Annotated in this window: 16 protein-coding genes; 2 read left to right on the top strand and 14 right to left on the bottom strand. The window is 52.2% G+C overall.

Annotation, left to right across the window (positions count from 1 at the left end; all coding sequences use genetic code 11):
• Positions 1-89: 89 nt before the first annotated feature.
• The 8 genes from Dvar_RS11705 to Dvar_RS11670 form a co-directional block, all read right to left on the bottom strand.
• Positions 90-524, bottom strand: coding sequence for a YkgJ family cysteine cluster protein (locus Dvar_RS11705; RefSeq protein WP_419661881.1), 435 nt, complete (start codon positions 522-524; stop codon positions 90-92).
• Between the two features lie 9 nt (positions 525-533).
• Positions 534-1,568 (bottom strand): histone deacetylase, encoded by a 1,035-nt coding sequence (locus tag Dvar_RS11700; protein ID WP_419661880.1) that lies wholly within the window; start codon positions 1,566-1,568, stop codon positions 534-536.
• Entirely contained in the window at positions 1,561-2,136 is a 576-nt protein-coding gene (locus Dvar_RS11695; protein WP_419661879.1) for a GNAT family N-acetyltransferase, read from the bottom strand. The genes Dvar_RS11700 and Dvar_RS11695 overlap by 8 nt, the downstream gene beginning before the upstream one ends.
• Before the next feature lie 197 nt (positions 2,137-2,333).
• Positions 2,334-5,828, bottom strand: coding sequence for a PAS domain-containing protein (locus tag Dvar_RS11690; protein WP_419661878.1), 3,495 nt, complete (start codon positions 5,826-5,828; stop codon positions 2,334-2,336).
• Positions 5,806-7,344 (bottom strand): chemotaxis protein CheW, encoded by a 1,539-nt coding sequence (locus tag Dvar_RS11685; protein ID WP_419661877.1) that lies wholly within the window; start codon positions 7,342-7,344, stop codon positions 5,806-5,808. The genes Dvar_RS11690 and Dvar_RS11685 overlap by 23 nt, the downstream gene beginning before the upstream one ends.
• 59 nt (positions 7,345-7,403) lie before the next feature.
• Positions 7,404-7,790, bottom strand: coding sequence for a hypothetical protein (locus Dvar_RS11680; protein ID WP_419661876.1), 387 nt, complete (start codon positions 7,788-7,790; stop codon positions 7,404-7,406).
• A gap of 252 nt (positions 7,791-8,042) precedes the next feature.
• On the bottom strand, positions 8,043-9,437 hold the full coding sequence (locus Dvar_RS11675) for a sigma-54-dependent transcriptional regulator (RefSeq protein WP_419661875.1): 1,395 nt from the start codon (positions 9,435-9,437) through the stop codon (positions 8,043-8,045).
• 124 nt (positions 9,438-9,561) lie between these two features.
• Positions 9,562-11,145, bottom strand: coding sequence for an ATP-binding protein (locus tag Dvar_RS11670; protein WP_419661874.1), 1,584 nt, complete (start codon positions 11,143-11,145; stop codon positions 9,562-9,564).
• A 564-nt stretch (positions 11,146-11,709) separates the two neighbouring features.
• Between Dvar_RS11670 and Dvar_RS11665 the strand changes: the two genes are divergently transcribed.
• Positions 11,710-12,015: a DUF3135 domain-containing protein gene (locus Dvar_RS11665; RefSeq protein ID WP_419664104.1), complete on the top strand. Its 306-nt coding sequence runs from the start codon at positions 11,710-11,712 to the stop codon at positions 12,013-12,015.
• Positions 12,016-12,084: 69 nt separating this feature from the next.
• Here the strand turns inward: Dvar_RS11665 and Dvar_RS11660 are convergent, their stop codons facing one another.
• From Dvar_RS11660 to Dvar_RS11650, 3 genes are read right to left on the bottom strand one after another with little or no spacing between them, the layout of a single operon-like run.
• Complete coding sequence (locus Dvar_RS11660) at positions 12,085-12,594, bottom strand: Lrp/AsnC family transcriptional regulator (RefSeq protein ID WP_419661873.1); 510 nt, start codon at positions 12,592-12,594, stop codon at positions 12,085-12,087.
• A 38-nt stretch (positions 12,595-12,632) separates the two neighbouring features.
• Positions 12,633-13,733, bottom strand: coding sequence for an S-methyl-5-thioribose-1-phosphate isomerase (gene mtnA / locus Dvar_RS11655; RefSeq protein WP_419661872.1), 1,101 nt, complete (start codon positions 13,731-13,733; stop codon positions 12,633-12,635).
• A gap of 9 nt (positions 13,734-13,742) precedes the next feature.
• A complete protein-coding gene (locus tag Dvar_RS11650; protein WP_419661871.1) occupies positions 13,743-13,994 on the bottom strand; it encodes a hypothetical protein in 252 nt (83 codons plus the stop codon).
• 32 nt (positions 13,995-14,026) lie between these two features.
• Between Dvar_RS11650 and Dvar_RS11645 the strand changes: the two genes are divergently transcribed.
• Positions 14,027-15,154: an HD domain-containing phosphohydrolase gene (locus tag Dvar_RS11645; RefSeq protein ID WP_419661870.1), complete on the top strand. Its 1,128-nt coding sequence runs from the start codon at positions 14,027-14,029 to the stop codon at positions 15,152-15,154.
• A gap of 61 nt (positions 15,155-15,215) precedes the next feature.
• Here the strand turns inward: Dvar_RS11645 and Dvar_RS11640 are convergent, their stop codons facing one another.
• The 3 genes from Dvar_RS11640 to miaA all read right to left on the bottom strand — a co-directional run bounded on the left by Dvar_RS11640 (position 15,216) and on the right by miaA (position 19,106).
• Positions 15,216-17,582, bottom strand: coding sequence for a hybrid sensor histidine kinase/response regulator (locus Dvar_RS11640; protein ID WP_419661869.1), 2,367 nt, complete (start codon positions 17,580-17,582; stop codon positions 15,216-15,218).
• Between the two features lie 56 nt (positions 17,583-17,638).
• Positions 17,639-18,025: a response regulator gene (locus tag Dvar_RS11635; RefSeq protein ID WP_419661867.1), complete on the bottom strand. Its 387-nt coding sequence runs from the start codon at positions 18,023-18,025 to the stop codon at positions 17,639-17,641.
• A gap of 136 nt (positions 18,026-18,161) precedes the next feature.
• On the bottom strand, positions 18,162-19,106 hold the full coding sequence (gene miaA, locus Dvar_RS11630; protein WP_419661866.1) for a tRNA (adenosine(37)-N6)-dimethylallyltransferase MiaA: 945 nt from the start codon (positions 19,104-19,106) through the stop codon (positions 18,162-18,164).
• Positions 19,107-19,111: the final 5 nt, after the last annotated feature.

The following is a 19,111-nucleotide window of genomic DNA, read 5'->3' as shown; positions in this document are numbered from 1 at the left end:
GATCAAGTCCGGCATGACGAGTCCGGCACTGTCTAAGCGTTTATCGGTTATACGCCTAAGAGCCTTAGACGGACTTATCAAACAGGCTCTTAGCGTTTCAAGGGCAGGCCGAACGAATCCATCCCCAAAAGGACCGTTGCATCCTGGCCAAAGACATCCATAAACGTGTTATCGGCCATGTTGCAGCGGAATCCGCGGCAGGTTCGCGGGCGATAATTGTAGATTTTGCATGCGTATTTTCCGTTGCGCTTCTGAAGAAAAATACAGCCCTTGTCATCCGGGTGGATCATGTAGACGCGTCCGCTGGCCTTGCCTTCTTCAATCAGCGTTTCAAGTGGTTTCTCACGCAGCTGGGCAAGCGAGGCGCTGACACCGACGTGGCCGCCCATTTTACGAATAAAGTCGACTTCATCGGCATGTAGCCGGATTTTACGATATTTTTTGCAACAGCTGCCGCATTGACGGCATTCATCAAACAGCGTTTTAAGTGCTTCGGCATTCAACGGCGGAGGATTGGTTGACATTGATTTTTCCTAAAACGTCCAGAATTGTTTGGCCGGATGATCGGCAAGCAGGGTGGCGGCCCGACGAGAAGGCAGGATGCCGACACGTTGGCAGTTCTCATCCACCAGGGTTTTTAATACAGCAAGCACGGATTCGTGAAGGGACTGTGGATTGTACCCCCCTTCCAGCACCATCAGCAGTCGTCCGTCACAGGTTTCATCCGCCATTCGTTTGAGCATGGCGGTAACCGTGGCGAACCATTGGGTCGTCAGGTGGGTTTTGCTGATCGGATCATTTTGATGACCATCAAAACCGGCAGAAACAAGGATGATCTGGGGCATGTGTTGCTCAACAATATTCTGCAACACCTGTCCGGCAAGATAAGTATACTCAACGTCCCCGTATTGCGGATAAACCGGGATATTCACTGTGTAGCCCAGCCCCTTTTCCTCTCCGAGTTCTTTGGCCGAACCAGTAAAAGGGAACAGGTCGTGCTGGTGGAACGAGCACACCAGCACCTCAGGGGTGCTGTAGAAGGCTTCCTGGGTACCGTTGCCGTGATGGACATCGAAATCAAAAATCAATATGCGGCTCAACCCATATACCCGACGCAGCCATGTTGCGGTGATGGCAATGTTGTTGAGCACACAAAACCCCATTCCCCGGCCGGGTTCGGCATGGTGACCGGGCGGACGGATCAGGGCAAAGCCTTTGTCGATCGTTCCAGACATGATGGCCCCGGCCATCTGCAGACAACCGCCCGCGGCCAACAGGGCGCTGTCCAGTGTGTTGGCCATGACATAGGTATCTTTGTCATAACCGAACGGCTTTCCGGATTGGCTGTGACATCTGATCTGATCGAGATAAAAGCGCGGATGAACCGCCTCGACCGCTTCTATATCGATGCCATCAGCCTCAATGCGCAGGAACTGGCTTTGATATGCCGGTGTTGCCAGCTGATGGTAAAGGGATCGCAGGCGTTGTGGATTTTCCGGAGTATGCTGATCGATCACATGCCTGAACAACCGGGTGTCATAGAAGATGCCGGGTTTTTTTCTATTCATAATGGAAACGGTATATGGCTTTTTGCTGGTAGTCTTGATAGCCTAGCTGAAACAGGTATCCGGTTCGAACCACCTGGTGGTCGTCATAGGTCTGGGAATCGATGATGGTAAACCCCAGTTTGCTTAAACAGCGTTGCTGCGCGGCGTTGTTGATGTCTGTAACCATTTCAACGTTTTTTATCCCCGCCTGCTCAAACAGATGGATAATCAAAAATTTCTGGGCCTCTGTCCCGTATCCCTTGTCCCGTTGCGCCGGCTCGGCGATTTTTACGGCTAACATGGCCGTATCCGGCTGGGTTTGCCGCTGCCAATAATGGATGGTTCCAATGGGTGTCGCACACTCCCGTTTTTCGATAAAAAACGTTTTATCGCCATTTCTCCACAATGCGCCTCCGGCAAATTGCTCATTCAGTCGCTTTGGGGTATACCGCTCGGGTGTCAAATACGGGCCAAAGGCTTCTTCGCTGTTGCTCCATTTGAGGATCAGCGGGAGATCATCCTCGCTGATCCGTCGCATGGTCAGCCGGCATGTATATATTTTTTCACCAAGCACTTGGGTTAATCCCACGTTTAAACATTACCATCAATAACCCCATTTTATTACAACAGATGGGTCAATCCTCAGAGCCTGTCTGAGAAGTCTGGATCAGGCCCGATAACAAGGCGGAAAGTGGCTCAAAAGCGGAGCATATATATAATATGTGAGCATTTTGAGACACTTTCCAACGCCGTTAGCGGGCCTTAGACGGATTTATCAAACAGGCTCTAACGGTTGCGGATGGCATCCTCCAGTGATCTACTCGAGGCCATCAACTGCTCAAGGACCTGAACCGTATCACTGATGCTGGACTTGACCCGATGGGATGACTGGCTATTATCCTTGGAGGTGCCAACCACCTTTTCGATCTGCTGGGTCACGTCCTTGCCCTTTTCGCGAAGCTCGTCGGCATTTAGGCTGACTTTTTCCACACTGCCGGCGATACTGTTGATCTCCGATGAGATCTGTTCCATGGCATCCAGGGCCGTATTGATCACATCGCCACCTTCGCTGAGCATTTTCATCCCATCCTTCATGGCGGTAATGGTATCCTTGGATTCATTTTCAACCCGTTTGACAATGTTGGAGATGTCCACGGCCGACTTGGAGCTGTTTTCGGCCAGCTTGCGCACCTCGTCGGCCACCACGGCAAAGCCGCGACCGGCATCCCCCGCCCGGGCCGCTTCGATGGCGGCATTGAAGGCCAACAGATTGGTCTGTGATGCGATATCCTTGATAATATCCACAAAGCCGCTGATTTTCTCAAGCTGGGCTACGAGGTTGGCCACCATCTCATTGTTGGACTGCATGGATTCGTTAATGCGTTGCAGCTTTTTGCCTGCCTCAGTACCGGCTTTCTTCCCGTTTTCAGCATCCTCGGATACTCGGCCGGTCATCTTTGCCGCCTCCTGGGCCATTTTAAGCATGTCCTCGGCAGATCCGAGCATCCCGTGGACCGTCGCCGCCGACGTATCGAGCAAGGTCACCTCGGTTTCGAGGGCTTTCATCATCTCATCCATGGCGCTGGAACTCTGGTCCATCTGGTTGCTGGAATCCTTGACCAACGCGGCCACTTGTTCACTGGCGCTGTTGATCAGTTTTTCCACCTGGGCCTCGGCGGTCACATCAACCATATACTCGAGTCCGCCCTTGATATTGCCCTTGGCGTCCTTGATGCTGACACTGGTGGTCTTGACGGGGATGTCCTTGCCTTGAATGCTGGCCACGGTCTGTCCCTGATTGATCGCATCCTCCTGCATGGCCCGCGTCACGCCGCAGTTCTCCGTACGGCAGCTTTCCATGCAGAAAAGATCCCAGCATTTTTTACCGATGGCTTCCTCGACCGTGGTGTTGGCCATGGACGCACCCGCCGGGTTGATGTAAGTAATCGTGTGATTGGTATCAACCGCGTGAATGGGCGTCGGGATGGCATTCAGATTTTCGATCTTCTCATTGGCCATCTGGCGCTGGCTGACTTCCTCGGTAATGTCCATGACGAATTCCAGGGCCCCCTTGATGTTGCCCTTGGCGTCCTTGATCGGCGCACCGGTGTATTTGATGGGCATGATCACCCCTTCAGTCGGTCGGGCGATGGTCTCTTCGGACACAATCGTATCGCCCTGCATGGCCCGGTTACAGGCACACTTTTCCGTACGGCAATGCGGCGTCTTGAACATATCGTAACATTTTCTGCCTTCCACTTCTTCCTGGGTCAGGCCGACGACCGCGGCACCGGCCGGGTTCATGTAGGTTACGTTATAATCCGTATCAATGGAAAAAATCGGTGTGGGGATGGCGTTCAGGTTTTCTATTTTTTCAATGGCCGCCTGGCGCTGCTTGGCTTCCTCGGTTATGTCCATGACGAATTCCAGCGCCCCCTTGATATTGCCCTTGGCGTCCTTGATCGGCGCACCGGTATATTTGATGGGCATGATCACACCGTCCGCAGGACGGGCAATGGTCTCTTCGGAAACAATTTCATCACCTTTCATGGCTCGGGCGCAGGCGCATTTTTCCGTCTGGCAGTGGGGTGTTTTGAACAAATCGTAGCATTTCTTGCCCTCCACCTCGTCTGGCGTCAGGCCGACCACCGCGGCGCCGGCCGGGTTCATGTAGGTCACCGTGAATTCACTGTCAATGGCCATGATAGGCGTCGGGATGGCATTCAGGTTTTCGATTTTCTCATTGGCCATCTGTTGTTGGCGAACCTCTTCGGTCACATCCAGAACATATTCCAGGGCCCCCTTGATGTTGCCCTTGGCGTCCTTGATCGGTGATCCCGTGTATTTGATGGGCACGATCACCCCTTCGGCTGGCCTGGCAATGGTCTGCTCGGTAATCACGCTGTCGGTCTTCATGGCCCGGGCGCAGGCACACTTTTCGGTCTGGCAGTGGGGCGTTTTGAACAAATCGTAGCATTTCTTGCCCTCCACCTCATCCGGCGTCATGCCCACCACCGATGCACCGGCCGGGTTCATGAAGGTTACCGTGTAATCCGTATCAATGGCCATGATCGGGGTCGGGATCGTGTTCAGGTTCTCGATCTTCTCATTGGCCAGCTGCTGCTGGCGGGCCTCTTCGGTGACATCCAGAACATATTCCAGGGCCCCCTTGATGTTGCCCTTGGCGTCCTTGATCGGTGAACCGGTGTATTTGATGGGCACGATCACCCCTTCGGCGGGCCGGGCAATGGTCTGCTCGGTGATCACGCTATCGGTCTTCATGGCCCGGGCGCAGGCACACTTTTCGGTCTGGCAGTGGGGGGTCTTGAACAAATCGTAACATTTCTTGCCTTCCACCTCGTCTGGTGTCATGCCCACCACCGATGCACCAGCCGGATTCATGAACGTTACCGTGTAATCCGTATCGATGGCCATGATCGGGGTCGGAATCGTGTTCAGGTTCTCGATCTTCTCATTTGCGGCCTGTTGCTGGCGAGCCTCTTCGGTGACATCTTGGATATACTCGAGGGCGCCTTTGATATTGCCTTTGGCGTCCTTGATCGGCGCACCAGTGTATTTGATGGGCACAATCACGCCATCCGCGGGCCGGGCAATGGTCTGCTCGGCAACCACACTATCGGTCTTCATGGCCCGGGCGCAGGCACACTTCTCGGTTTTGCAGTGGGGGGTTTTAAACAGGTCATAGCACTTTCTGCCAATCACCTCGTCCGGTGTCAGCCCCACCACCGACGCACCGGTCGGGTTCATGTAAGTCACATTAAATTGAGCGTCGATCTCCATAATCGGCGTGGGAATGACGTTCAGATCCGTTTCCAGTTGCCGAAGCCTGGCTTCCAGCTGTTTTTTGTCGGATATGTCCTTCAGGGTGATGAGCGCGGCTTGATCCTCATCATCCATGGGAATGGCCCTTGTCTGGAAATAAAGGAGTTCCCCGTTTCCATTGGGTTTTACCATTTCCGCATCGGCGGGTTTACCAATCCGGCCCGCCTTGTCGCGTGGACAATTGTTGGTTCCGCATAAGGGGGTCCCGCAGGCTTCCTCGCAGGTCATTTTGTTCAACACATCTTTGGGTTTAAGGCCAAAGGTGCGCAAAAAAGACGCATTGGCCCACGAGATCCGGTTATCCTTGGTGACAATGAAACTCGCATCACTCAATTGTTCCAGAACCATGGTGTTCACCGATGCCCCTTCCAAGGGGGCTACCTGACTGCTATTTTCCGATTGTTTACTGCGATTGTTAGTCCGCTGCGGGGTTGCCATGATTGTTCTCCTTGATTTCGATATTATTATCTTCAACCGTTAAAGTGGTATTCATATCCAGGTGATTATCCATCATTGCCTGAACATTGATGACTAGCACATGCTCTTTGACCCCGGTATCGCCGATAAATTCGATCAAGCGATCGAGGGTGTCTTTTTTCCCGCTCAATTGAGGATTCAAAGAGGGTGTCTGTTGATACTGCTCCTGTTTGAAAATCGTCAGGATGCGGTCTACCGCTAACGCAATGGTGCGTCGCTGATTTCTGGCAATGATCAGTTTTTTATCCTGTGCCTGATCCGCTTCCGGCAAACCGTAAAACCCCGCCAGGTTGATCACTGGTAAAATCTGGCCCCGAAGGTTCAACACCCGTCCATCAAATCCTGACGTTCCCGGTAGATCCATCAGCGCGTGGTGTTCAATAATCTCCTGTACATCGGCAAGTTCGATGGCGAAATTTCTGCCGATGGAAAATACCAAATAGCAATTGGCCGTAATCAGGTGACGCGCCTGGGTACACTTGTCGTGGACGCCGGTGTCTGCATGGTCGGATTTCAGACGGGCGACGGAACGTAGCTCATGCTGCTGACTGTCGATCAGCCTTTCGAACCGAATCAACATGATATTGCCACCCGCTTCTCGCTCATAGATACCGCTGACGGTGCCGTTGCCGGTGCGTGGCAGTGGCATAATGGCCGTGTCGGGAATGGAAATGATTTCCCGCACATCGTCGACAATCAGGCCATATTGGAACCCTTGCGCATTTAATATCAACACCCGGGTATTTTCACTGGTGGACAAGCCCTCTTGATCGGCCCGAAACAGCCGCGCCGCATTAATGACGGGAATGGCATGACCACGCAGCTGAACCGCCCCTTCGATGGAATCATTTTTAAATGCATCGTCAATTTTGCTGAGGAAAGTAATTTCCTGAACTTTTTCGACGGGTACGCCATAATCCTGCCCGGCGGTAGAAAAGACCACAAACCGCGAGTAGGTTTGCTGGACTGTCTCACGGCCGCTTTTTAATTGCGTGTCGATATCTTTCAGCTGCTCAATCGCATCCGCCCCACCGAGCAGGCGCTTCAGATCGAGCAGTTCCACAGTACGACGACCGCTTTCCAGTTTGATCAAATCGGAAATGATACTATCAGTGCTTTGAAGTGCGGGATGAACAGCATCGATCGTATCAATGTCCACAACCAGCACATCTTTGATATCATCAAAAAGCAGTCCCAATCGAAATCCATGAATGGCCACCACGGCGACCTTGGCCTGGGCAGCGAATCCCGTCTCTGGGAACCCGAGGCGTTTTTTCATGTTAATCACCGGAATGGCATCCTCACGAAGGTGCATATACCCTTCAAGGTGGTCAACACTGGACGGTAAGGGCTGAATCGCATCCCCCACCGGTGTCGCTTCCAACACATCCTCAGCCCGGATGGCAAATTCGACGGTCTTTTCACCATCAATGAGAAATGTCGCGAATCGTTGCTCACGATGATTATTAGGATCCATTTAACGCTCCAATCCGTGAATACTGCTATGGTTTAGTGTCCGTGCGCCCATCATTTTGCTTACCCATCCATCCGGCATCGCCGATGCTTGCACAAATGTTTCAATATCGCCGCCACATCCTGAAAGTCTTCGTCATTGAACGTGATAAAACTAGGATGAAATAGATGTCCCATGGACACCACAGAAGCATCCCGTTCCGGCAAAATGAGAATCGTTCGGGCATTGGCAAAAAGATCGCGAACGGCGACCAGGTCCTTTAGCTCTGCATAAGATGTGGGCATCATGATGATTACATCCGGATGGTAGACCAGCGCTCGGAAGCACTCGCAAAACCGACTGACATCACTATGAACCTCCGGTGGCCGGCCTAATTCCGCCAGCGTAATGGCCTGGTGAAGCCGATTGAAGGATTTGCTATAGGCATCTGCATAGATGGCAATATGCATGGGTGTTTCCTTTATCGAAATTCTATCCCTTGGTGTAACGTTAGGGCGTATCGAAAGACGCTTAAACAACATCCGTGCCAATCCTTCAGGAAATAATTATCAGTTTTTATTTTAATAGGTTAAGAAAACTTTGGCGCATTCTATTTCGACGATGGGGGGCAAGATGTCTTGCCGTGCGGGACATAATCCTGTGCAACAGGAAAAAAGAGGATTGACGGAATGAAAGGATTAAAGATCTGAGCAGATGAGAGGCTAATTCGAACGTTGCAGACCATAGGTCTTCATCAGATGGTACAGCCGGGAACGGGATAAGCCGGAAATTCGGCAGGCCTCTTGAACATCACCGTTCACCGCCGTCAGCAGTGTTTGGAGATACCCCTTTTCAGCCTCGGCAATGGCCGCCTCACGCACCTTGCTGATTGGCTTATTGATACATCCATGGATAGGTGTGCGGTCATTGTTGCAGTTGGCTTTAAGGCCTTGGCGCGCCAGATAAACGCGGATCGGGCTTGGCAGATGCCGGATAAAGATGGTGTGTTCAAGACCAGCCACGGAAAGGGCATGCTCCATGGCATGCAGCAGTTCACGAACGTTTCCAGGCCAGGCATAACTTTGCAGGCCATCAAAAAAATCCTCGGCGAAACGTTTGGCCGCTTGACCGGTTTTGTCACAGATCGTATCGGCAAAATAGATGGCCAGGTCACGGATATCGCGGGCGCGCTCTCTGAGTGGTGGAAGGTCGATTACCAATGTACGAATTCTGAACAAAAGATCCTGACGGAACGTCCCGGCAGCCACCATGGCGTCCAGATCCCGATTGGTCGCCGCCACCAGCCGGAAGTCGCTGGAAATCTGCTTTTGGCTGCCGACCGGCCTGAAACAATGCTCCTCTAAAACCCTTAAAAATGTCTTTTGCAGATCAAGGGGAAGTTCGCCAATTTCGTCGAGAAAGAGGGTACCCCCATCGGCCTGCTTGACCAAACCGGTACGGGATTGTTCCGCACCGGTAAAGGCCCCTTTTTCATGACCGAACAAAATACTTTCCACCAGCTCATGCGGCAGTGCCGCACAATCCACAACCACAAAATTGTTGTCCGCCCGTTTGCTGTTGATATGGATGGCATCAGCAAACAGTTCCTTGCCGGTCCCGGTTTCACCGGTGATCAAAACATTTGTATCCCCGGCAGCCGCCTGGGCAACCAGATCCAGGCAGGCGGTCATTTTGGAACTGTTGCCCACAATCCGTCGCCGATCTAAAAACACCGGTATTTTGGCACATTTTTCAGATCGGTATTCCAATGCCCGCATCAGCGGCAGGGTCATGGCCTTAACCGATGAAGATTTTTCGATATAGTCCCAGGCACCGCCCTTGATGGCCAGTTCGGCCCCATCGGGATCACCGGCCCCGGTAAAAATAATAATTTCGGGCTTTGAAGGCAGGTGGTGAACCTGATTCATGGCTTCGATGCCATTGGCATCCGGAAGATGAACATCGAGCAGTACAATATCCGGCGGCTCGGCGCCGCCTTGCGCCAAACCGTCCTTTAGCGTGTGGGTTGAATTAACCGTATGCCCCATTCTGGTGACGATACGCGCCAGTGTACGGCATAACGCGGCATCATCGTCAATGATCAAAATATGGGCCATGATTGGGTCTCCTGCGAATGGTATAGTAACGATTATCGACAGACAGGCAGAAAACTTCAGGCACAATGTTACCCGCCGGTATTGTATCCTGATCCTAATATATCAGTTCGTTGCACGCCTTCCATCATCGAGTACCTGACGCACCACGCGAATCATTTCCGAACGGCTGATCGGTTTCATCAAGTGAGGCACCATCCAGGATTGGAAAGAAGATATCCATTGTGGTTCCTTGGCCCAAACAGCTGGTTACCCGGACATCGCCCTGATGGTCCTTGACGATGCCGTAAACAACGGAAAGCCCCAAACCAGTCCCTTTTCCATGAGCCTTTGTCGTAAAATAGGGCTCAAAAATATTATCCATGACCGCCGGATCAATCCCACAGCCGGTATCCGCAACAGAAAACCGGGCATATTGACCGGGTGGCAGCGCAACGTCGGATTTTTCAGCCTCATCCAGCGTAATTTGTTTCAGGCCTACCGTTATTCGTCCGCCTGTGGTTTCCATGGCATGATAGGCGTTAGTGATCAGATTCATCGCAATCTGATGCAGTTGGGTGGGATCCGCCATGACCGGCCCACAATCCTTTTCAATCTCATAGACGATATCAATGGTCGAAGGAATGGTTGAGCGAACCAGTTTGTCGATTTCCTTGAGCATCTGCTGAATGTGGGTAGCGATCTTCTTATGCTCGGCTCGGCAGCTGAAGGAAAGAATCTGTTTGACCAGATCTCCTGCCCGTTTGGCCGCCTGGTGTATTTCACTCGCACTTTCATGTTCCAGGCTGCCTTCGGGCAGATCCTCCATCAGCAGTTCGGCCATGCCGGTGATCGGAAAAAGAATGTTATTGAAGTCATGGGCGATACCACCGGCGAAAACGCCGATGGATTCCAGCTTCTGGGCCTCCTGGATCTGTTTTTCCAATCTGGCCTGGTCTTCCTGGGACTGACGCTTGGCGGTGATATCTTCACAAATCACCGCCAGTTCTCCCGATGGCAGTTTACAAACATAGCTTTCAACCCATGCTTCAGTCCGTTGATCCGCGTACTTCCTGCCGGACACCCGTTCAGGCGTGCCTGAGGCCCAGACGCGCTTGAAGACATCCAACAGCCCCATTGTTTTGATGCCTGGAAACAGATCCTGGATGTCCCGGCCGATAACGGCATCCTTGCTGCCCTGGATGTAACTCAAACAGGCGTGGTTGGCATCCCTGAAGAGAAAGGATTCGCCGTTATCCAGACTGTAACAGATGGCAACAGCAGCCCCCATGTTATCGAAAAGTTGACGAAAACGCTGTTCACCGGTTTTTAATTTGGCGTCATCATGTTTTTGGCGCGTGATGTCACGGACAATGGCAAAAACAGTTTCATCGTCCAAGGGCAGCAGGCTGAGGCCGGCACTGCGCTTCGAACCATCGGATCGTAAACACTCGACTTCACCCAAATCAGCCATGGATGTTGATCGACGAGCCGCATGAAGCCATTGTTGCGCATCCATTTGGATAATTTTCATCAAAGGCAATCTGTTCAGCGCGGCCGGCGGATAACCGGTAAGCGTATGGGCGGCGGTATTGGCATCCACACAGCGACCGGTGGATTTATCAACGATAAAAATGGCATCGGTGGACTGCTCGTAAAGCAGCCGGTATGGTCCGCCAGTGGTTTGGGTGGATTCTGTCTTGCCGATGTGATCAAGTCCTTTGCATGCCATGATTGGGATTCCTCAGTTGAATTAAAACGGGTGCTATGGATTGCAAGGAAGCGACAGTGGATGTTTGCAACCGCAACGATCAGTCAGGGCATGTGCTGTGGGAGCCGAATGGTCTTCGCTGGTGACGCCGGAAGTAATGGAGGTACAAGAAAGCCATGCAGAAAATAGGTTGTTGCTATTCATATAAAATGATTTTTCCTATTTTTTCAAGTTGTTTCCTCTACACACATTTTTTTATCCCCTCCCTGTGATCAACTCATTCAGTGCGATGAGCGAATGTAAAAGTAGTCAGGACAACGGCTTGGGAAGTTCATTACCGAAAATATATGAAAAATTATTCCTATAATTAAATAAGATGTCTAATAATTGTAGGAATTTTTTTTCCGTAAAAATGGATCCAATATTCCTCGCGTTCACCTTAACCCAATGAAAATATTATTTTATCAATTATGTTTAGGTTCTGGCGTACGTCTTGCTTGATCAAAGAAAAACACGGCGAGCCAATGCTTATTCCAAATCAAGGCTTTTGCTTACAACTGACAGATGATGAGGCGGAAATTGAAAATGGAAGAGAGATGCGGAAGAAGAACAGAATATGTGGCCAAAGGAAGCGATTCATCAGCTGAAAAAAAGATCACCAAAAACGATCTGTTACAGAAAGCGTTAAAGGATCGGGAACAATTTCTGAAGCAAAATCCCCGTCTGCAATCGTACCAAGCGGAAATCGATCGGTTATTGGACAACTCCGGAAACAGCCAGGGACGGATGGCTGTTTTAGCCACGCTGATGCAAGGCAAGCTCTTGGAGCTTCAAAAAGAACTTTGTACACTGACCGCCGTTCTTGCAAACGATGCTAATGCTGATGGGTGATCATTCGCCAAGCCATCACCGTCCATCCTGAAATGGGCAGGCACCAACCCCAACGCCGCAGCGTTGGGGTTATTTTTTGTTTTTCGATGTCGACAGCGCCTCCGGAAAATAGGTCATGGATATTTTTTTCAGTTCCTTTCGGCTGAATAGCAATTGATATGTTTCAACCCGCGATTTTTCGGAAATTTTTCGAGCAGTTTCCCGACAATCCGCCTCGCTCTTGCCATGAATCATGGTGTATAGGTTATAGGGCCACCCGTCGGCTGGATCACGCCGATAGCAATGGGACACAGCGCGAAATGAGGCCATGATCTGCCCCACTTCTTCGATTCGATCCTCCTCCACCTGCCAGGCCGTCATGGCATTGGCCTGATAACCAGATTTTTGGTGGCGTAAGGTTGCCCCAAAACGGCGGATCACGCCCAGTTCAGTCAGGTGTTGCAGGACCTCGATAAACCGCTCTTCGGAAATACCGATGTTTTCGGCCAACCGTTGATACGGGCGGGATACGATGGGGATATCCCCTTGAATGGAAGCGATCACTTTCTTTTCCAAATCAGTTAATACGGGCAGTGTCATGAATAATTATCCGATCCTGTTGGGCGCCTGGCAGATGGTCAGCGCTCTGGAAAAAGCCGATGAATTTCAGTTTCACTGGCGCCGCAGACGCCTCTTTCGGTAATAAACCCTGTTACCAGGCGGGCCGGGGTGACATCAAAGGCAAAATCCGCGGCCGGGCTTTGCTCTGGGGGCACAAGAACCTTGACGATTTGTCCGTCGGCCAGCCCTTGGATGTAACGCACCTCGTCCGGGCTGCGCTCTTCAATGGGAATCTGCTTGACACCATCGGTCATGGTCCAGTCAAACGTGGAAGACGGCAAGGCAACATAAAACGGGATATTGTTGTCCCGGGCCGCCAGCGCTTTGAGGTAGGTGCCGATTTTGTTGGCCACATCACCGGTATGGGTAGAACGGTCGGTGCCCACAATCACCATGTCCACCCGCCCATGTTGCATCAGATGGCCGCCGGCGTTATCCGTAATCACCGTGTGGGGCACCCCGTGTTTGCCCAGTTCCCAGGCGGTCAGTCGAGAGCCCTGGTTGAGCGGCCGGGTCTCGTCCACCCAGACATGCAGATCCACGCCACGACCAAATGCCTCGTAAATGGGCGCCGTGGCCGTTCCGTACTCGATGCAGGCCAGCCATCCGGCGTTGCAATGGGTCAGCACATTGACCGTGGCGCCTTTTTTACGCTGGCCAATAGCCTCGATCAAGCCGGCACCGTGGACACCGATCAGGCGGCAATTTTCCGCCTCCTCCTCGGTAATGACACCTGCTTCATCGCGGGCCACCTGAATGCGCGCGGCCGGCTGTTCCACGGCCCGCACCTTTTCCCATACCCGGTCCACAGCCCAGGCCAGATTCACCGCCGTGGGGCGAGCGGCTTTAAGCCGCCTGCAGTCGGCATCAATGGCCGCTAAAGGATCGCTTGTGGATTCATTGCCGATCGCGGCAATCATCACGCCATAGGCACCAGTGGCGCCAATCAGCGGTGCCCCTCTGACAAACATCTCACGGATGGCGTGGATGACCTCATCCACGGTTTTCAGTTCAGCCACCACAAAACGGTGGGGCAGTTGCCGCTGGTCAATAACCTTCACCGCTGTGCCGTCTTCATCCAACCAGATGGGACGTACCTGTTTACCATCAACTTTCATGTCGTATTATCAACTCCCTGAAAAATCCGCCAATGTGCCTGCCTGGCAATGGCGGTTTGGTGGTTTTCGATCATCAGTTCCCGCTGTGATTACCACAAATTCTCTTTCTTGAAAAGAATCACCACCACCGCCAGGAATCTCTTCTTCACGTCCTTGCAATATAATTCTTAAGCTTCGTCGCCAGATTCCGATAGTTTCATCTGATACGGTTTTCAAATCGGCGACCACCCCAAAAGCGGCCGAGATCAACTTTTTTTGCACACACCGGACCAGCCAATCGGTAAGGAAACAAAATGAAGATCACCCAACGTTTAAACAAGGACAACACCTCTGTTCATGGATTTCACTTTTCGGACTGTCATGTCCTGATCGTCGATGACGACCCGGATATCCGGGAAATCCTGCAGACTATTGTCGAGGTAGAAGGACATCACTGCCAGGTCGCCACCGATGGCGAAATGGCGCTTGACCTGATCGAAAAAGATGAACCGGATGTGGTCATCAGTGATATAGATATGCCTAAGATGGACGGCATCGAACTGCTTAAACGGGTCAAGGCGAAGTGCAACAGTGACGTGATCATCATGACCGGCTTTGCCCCCAATCTGTCCTATTCCGAAATCCTTACCATGGGGGCCAGCGATTTTGTGCAAAAGCCCATCATGCCATCTGAAATGAGCACCCGTTTGAACCGTGTGCTGCGTGAACGCTGCTATCGAACCGAGGCCCATTCCGCGCACCAAAAACTCCTCAAGGCCCATGCGGCACTTCAATCCTCCTATCTGGACACGATCCACCGCCTGGTGTTAGCAGCAGAGTACAAGGACGAGGATACCGGGGATCACATCGTGCGCATCGGCCGTTTCTGTACCCTGCTCGCCCGGCAATCGGGTCTGACCGAAAAAGAGGTTGAAAATACCGGGTATGCCGCCCCAATGCATGACATCGGCAAGATCGGCATCCCTGATCAAATTCTGCTCAAACCCGATAAATTGACGGATGAAGAATTTGACAAGATGAAAAAGCATACCAACATCGGCGCCAAAATACTGGCCAATTCAAAATCGGACGTCATTCGCTGTGCACAGGAGATCGCCATTTCCCATCATGAGCGCTGGGACGGTAGGGGCTACCCGCAGGGATTGAAAGGTGAAGCGATCCCCATCACCGGCCGGATCGTCGCCATCGCCGACACCTTCGATGCCCTGAGCAGCCGCCGGCCTTACAAACCCGCCTACCCGCTGGAGCTGTCCATCGAGATCATGAAAAAGGAAAAGGGCCGTCAATTTGACCCCTATCTATTTGATCTCTTTTTGGACAACATCGATACGATTCTTTCGATCAAAAAAGAGGTTCCCGGGCTGGTCCAGGAGCAGGCAGGCAGTTTGATCCTCAGTGAACGTGATCTAAATCCTGTCTGAATGTGCCGTCATAAGGATCAATGGGGAACCAAGGCCGGCATGGTTATTTCTGCATAGACACTTATTTTTTTGACAATTGAAAAAGAGGGGCAATTTTTTCGTGCAGCTGGTTTACATGAAAGGGTTTTTGAATAAATCCATCCACTTGAACATCCCTTAATTTTTCTCGGGCCTGGGCCTCGATAAATCCACTGGCCACCAAAACGGGACACCGCGCTCCACGTTCTCGTAAACGCACCAGTGTTTGCCGACCGTCCATGCGAGGCATTTCAATATCGAGCACCGCCAGATGAATCCGGTCACGATTGGCTTCAAAGACGGACAACGCTTCAAAGCCGTCTACAGCGGTAAGCACGTCACACCCCAACCGGCGGAGCATCTGTTTGCCCAATTCCAGGACCAAGGGTTCATCGTCCACCAAAAGAACCGTTCGTTGATAGCCCTCGGTTGCAGGTGTGGGCGTCGGCATGGCGGTTCGCTGTGAATGCGCCGGGAAATAAACGGTAACCGTCGTGCCACCATTGATGCGGCTATCGATATGCGCGCCCCCATGATGGGCGCGCATAATTCCCATGACGGCGGCCATCCCCAACCCGCGCCCGGTAAATTTGGTGGTAAAAAAGGGATCGAACACTTTATCGATGGTTTCCGGGTCCATCCCACAGCCGTTGTCAGCGACCTGCAATGACACATAACCGCCTTCGGGCAGGTGCTCACCAGGCAGTAAACGCGACAGTTCAGCAGCCATGAAATACTGCAATCCAATCCGGATTTTGATTTCAAGGGGCGGGTCACCGGAAGATTCGACCGCATTGGCAACCAGATTGCTGAGCATTTGGAACAGCTTTCCGCTATCGGCATGAATCCAGGCCGCGTCCGGACCGGGTTCAAGGGTTATTGTTGCGTTGTTGGCCATCGTTGTCTTCAACACGTCAACCATTTCCGATATGGCATGGTTCAAATCAATGGCCTTGGGGCTGATCTTGGTCTGTCCCACGTAAGTGAGCATCAACGTGCTCAAATTTGCAGCGCGTTGGGCTGATTTTTCAGCGGCATCAATGTGCCGGTGCAAGATATCACCCGGGGGTACGTCCATGCGCATCAGTTCCAGGTTCCCCAGTACAATCATCAGCAGGTTATTGAAATTATGGGCCACCCCCCCGGCCAGGGTGCTAACCGCTTCCAGCTTACGTGAACGCAACAATTGTTCGGTCATTTGCTGACGTTCCATCTCAAGTGCTTTAATGCGGGATACATCGCGGTTGCTACCAATCACAAAAGCAGGGTCGCCCTCAGCATCCCGAATCACGGCAGCGGTTTCGCTGAGCCAATGATATTTTCCCTCACTGTCGCGCATACGGTACTGCACCAAGTGGTCGGTGGATTTTGGATCGTCACTTTCCAGCAGTTTTTTATGAAAAGCAAGAAACCGCGGCAGGTCTTCCGGGTGAATGAACGCTTTGATGCCTTTCAGTCCTTTTCGGCAGACGGATTCGGCACAAACGCCCATCATCTCACTGACGGCATCACTCATGTATTCATACGCCCCCGTTCGAAGATCCCGTTTAAACAGGACATCCCGGGAGTGCTTGAGGACCTCGTCGAAGCATTGTTGGCTTTCCAGCAGTGCCTTTTCAGCCAGACGGCGTTTTTCAAGGATGGCATCCAGTTCTTCTTTAATCAAAGCAATGGCATCAAATACCGAACGAAACGGATGGGCCTTGTCCACGGGGCTGGGACTTGCCGCGCCATGGCGCTCCCAGTCAATATCACCAATAAAGCGCAGCAGTTCATGAACGACAAAATTCGCATCCTGGACGGCAGACGGTTGCGGTCTGTTTTTATTGGCAGCCGTGTTGCTGATCGTGCCGGGTTGATCCGGAGGCGTCGTCCCGGCGTTTAAATCCCGGGGCAAATTGCCCCTATCGGGCACGTTCGTCTGATCGTCGAGAAGGTGCACCGCCAAGGTCATGGCCGCCTTATAGTCATCGACGACCTGGACGCCGAATTTACCCGTGCTGGAGCGCTTGGCCAGTTTGATCATCACCTTGAACAAGGTGTTGGCATTAAAGTAAATCAATGCCAACATCGAATCCCGCTTTTCCATATAGTCGATATAGTACTTACGGGCATCGCGGGTGATGCCCTGCATGCCGGAATAGTCGGAGAGATGAAGGTAACCCATCGAGCGATCGATATGCTCCCGGAGCACTGCATCGGTTAACTCGAGTGATCCAATAATATCTTCCAATTCGGCAACGCCGGAGGGTTGGTTCAGGATAATGCGATCGCCAATCAAACGGATGGTGAACCGATAATTGCTTCCAAACGCGCGATTTTTCCATTCCGACCGGGACTTAACAGGAAGTCCGGTGACCGGACAGATTGATGCAGGTGATAGCGGATCATGAGGAAAATTTGAGGCCAAACGGGTCTCCGCGTCGACTATTATCGCAAATCAATCGTATGGGTTTTAATCAAGCATCAATCAGCATCTGAATGCATGAGTTGATTGATGGCAGTTTCGAAGACACTCAAATCCATTTGGGGCTTGTGAAAAACGTGCTCCGGGGTGACGCCAAGATTTCTCAGTTCCTCGGGAAGCTTATACTCAACCGAGCCGGTGTGAATGAGAAAACGAATGTTGGGACGCAACAGATGGGCCTGCATGATCAGTGAATCACCATCCAGCTTAGGCAGGCGAATGTCCACCACCGCAACATCGATGGGAATCCGTGCGATCAGGTCCAATGCATGTTCGGCGCTATCCGCAGAGTATAGATCAAACTGGCAATCTTCCAGAAATTCCACCAGGCTGTTACGGATGGCGGGTTCATCATCGACAATCAAAACACGGGTCTGGGACGGCATTTTACCTCCACGCTGCCGGATCGCAATGGTTCATCCCACTGCCGGCCACGATAAAATTTAGATAATATTTAATTATCGGCAGCCTGCCTGATATCTTTATGGATCGACAACACTGTTATGGGACGCTGCACGATGCTTATTGACGGGGGGCCGAAAGACGCTGTTCGGCAAAAAATGCGCGTATCAATTTTTCTGCCCGATCTGCTTGGGTCGGGTATAGCCAATGCACAAAGGGACGCGCATGGAACCAGGTAAGCTGCCGTTTGGCGTACCGGCGGTGGTCCCGTTTCAAGGTTGTCACGGCCGATTCCATGGTCAGGTCGCCCATAACAACCCCGGTCAAATGCCGGTACCCCAGACTCTGCATGGATTTCAGATGCCGGTGGTATCCACGGGCCAATAATTGCCGCACCTCTTCCAAAAAACCCTGGTCCATCATCGCATCGACACGTCGGTTTATCCGATCGTACAGTACCGGACGGGGCCAGGCGAGCCCGATTTCCAGGGCATCGAAACGGGGCTCGCAAAATCCGTGGCGCTTTTGAAAAACCGAAAGGGGCTCTCCGGTTACCGCATGGACTTCCAGGGCGCGGACAATACGATAGGTATCATTGACATGAATCCGAGCGGCGGAGGCAGGGTCGATACGCGTCAGCTGCCGGTGCAAGGCCGCAGACCCTTCTGTTTCCGCCCGCTGGTTCAACTGTTCTCGAATCGTCTCATCCGCCCCACCCCGTTCAAAAAGTCCATACAAAAGGGCTTTGATATAGAACCCGGTGCCCCCCACCACAAGCGGAATGTTTCCGCGCGCGATGACCTTTTTGATAATGGTTGTGGCCATGGTGGCATAAGCGGCCGCATCAAAATCCTCATCCGGATCGACCACATCGATCAGGTGGTGGACAGCGGCCGCTTGTTCCGATGCCGTGGGTTTGGCCGTGCCAATGTCCATGTAACGATAGATCTGCATGGAATCGGCGCCGATGATTTCAGCACCGAATCGCCGGGCCAGATCGATGGCAAAACCGGTTTTTCCGGCACCGGTCGGGCCACAGATAATGACAATCTTTTTTTTGGGCAACGGCC

The organism is Desulfosarcina variabilis str. Montpellier (assembly GCF_048565275.1).
Classification (GTDB): Bacteria; Desulfobacterota; Desulfobacteria; order Desulfobacterales; family Desulfosarcinaceae; genus Desulfosarcina; species Desulfosarcina variabilis.
The sequence above is the reverse complement of the archived record's forward strand: the minus strand, read 5'-3'. Positions and strand labels throughout refer to the sequence as shown.

What these genes read in the sequence shown, in the direction of transcription:
- Dvar_RS11690 (WP_419661878.1), bottom strand. Translation starts at nt 5,828, where the DNA reads ATGGCAACCCCGCAGCGGACTAACAATCGCAGTAAACAATCGGAAAAT.
- Dvar_RS11675 (WP_419661875.1), bottom strand. Translation starts at nt 9,437, where the DNA reads ATGGCCCATATTTTGATCATTGACGATGATGCCGCGTTATGCCGTACA.
- Dvar_RS11635 (WP_419661867.1), bottom strand. Translation starts at nt 18,025, where the DNA reads ATGCCGTCCCAGACCCGTGTTTTGATTGTCGATGATGAACCCGCCATC.
- Dvar_RS11645 (WP_419661870.1), top strand. Translation starts at nt 14,027, where the DNA reads ATGAAGATCACCCAACGTTTAAACAAGGACAACACCTCTGTTCATGGA.
- Dvar_RS11665 (WP_419664104.1), top strand. Translation starts at nt 11,710, where the DNA reads ATGGAAGAGAGATGCGGAAGAAGAACAGAATATGTGGCCAAAGGAAGC.
- Dvar_RS11680 (WP_419661876.1), bottom strand. Translation starts at nt 7,790, where the DNA reads ATGCATATTGCCATCTATGCAGATGCCTATAGCAAATCCTTCAATCGG.
- Dvar_RS11685 (WP_419661877.1), bottom strand. Translation starts at nt 7,344, where the DNA reads ATGGATCCTAATAATCATCGTGAGCAACGATTCGCGACATTTCTCATT.
- Dvar_RS11660 (WP_419661873.1), bottom strand. Translation starts at nt 12,594, where the DNA reads ATGACACTGCCCGTATTAACTGATTTGGAAAAGAAAGTGATCGCTTCC.
- Dvar_RS11700 (WP_419661880.1), bottom strand. Translation starts at nt 1,568, where the DNA reads ATGAATAGAAAAAAACCCGGCATCTTCTATGACACCCGGTTGTTCAGG.
- mtnA (WP_419661872.1), bottom strand. Translation starts at nt 13,733, where the DNA reads ATGAAAGTTGATGGTAAACAGGTACGTCCCATCTGGTTGGATGAAGAC.
- Dvar_RS11705 (WP_419661881.1), bottom strand. Translation starts at nt 524, where the DNA reads ATGTCAACCAATCCTCCGCCGTTGAATGCCGAAGCACTTAAAACGCTG.
- Dvar_RS11670 (WP_419661874.1), bottom strand. Translation starts at nt 11,145, where the DNA reads ATGGCATGCAAAGGACTTGATCACATCGGCAAGACAGAATCCACCCAA.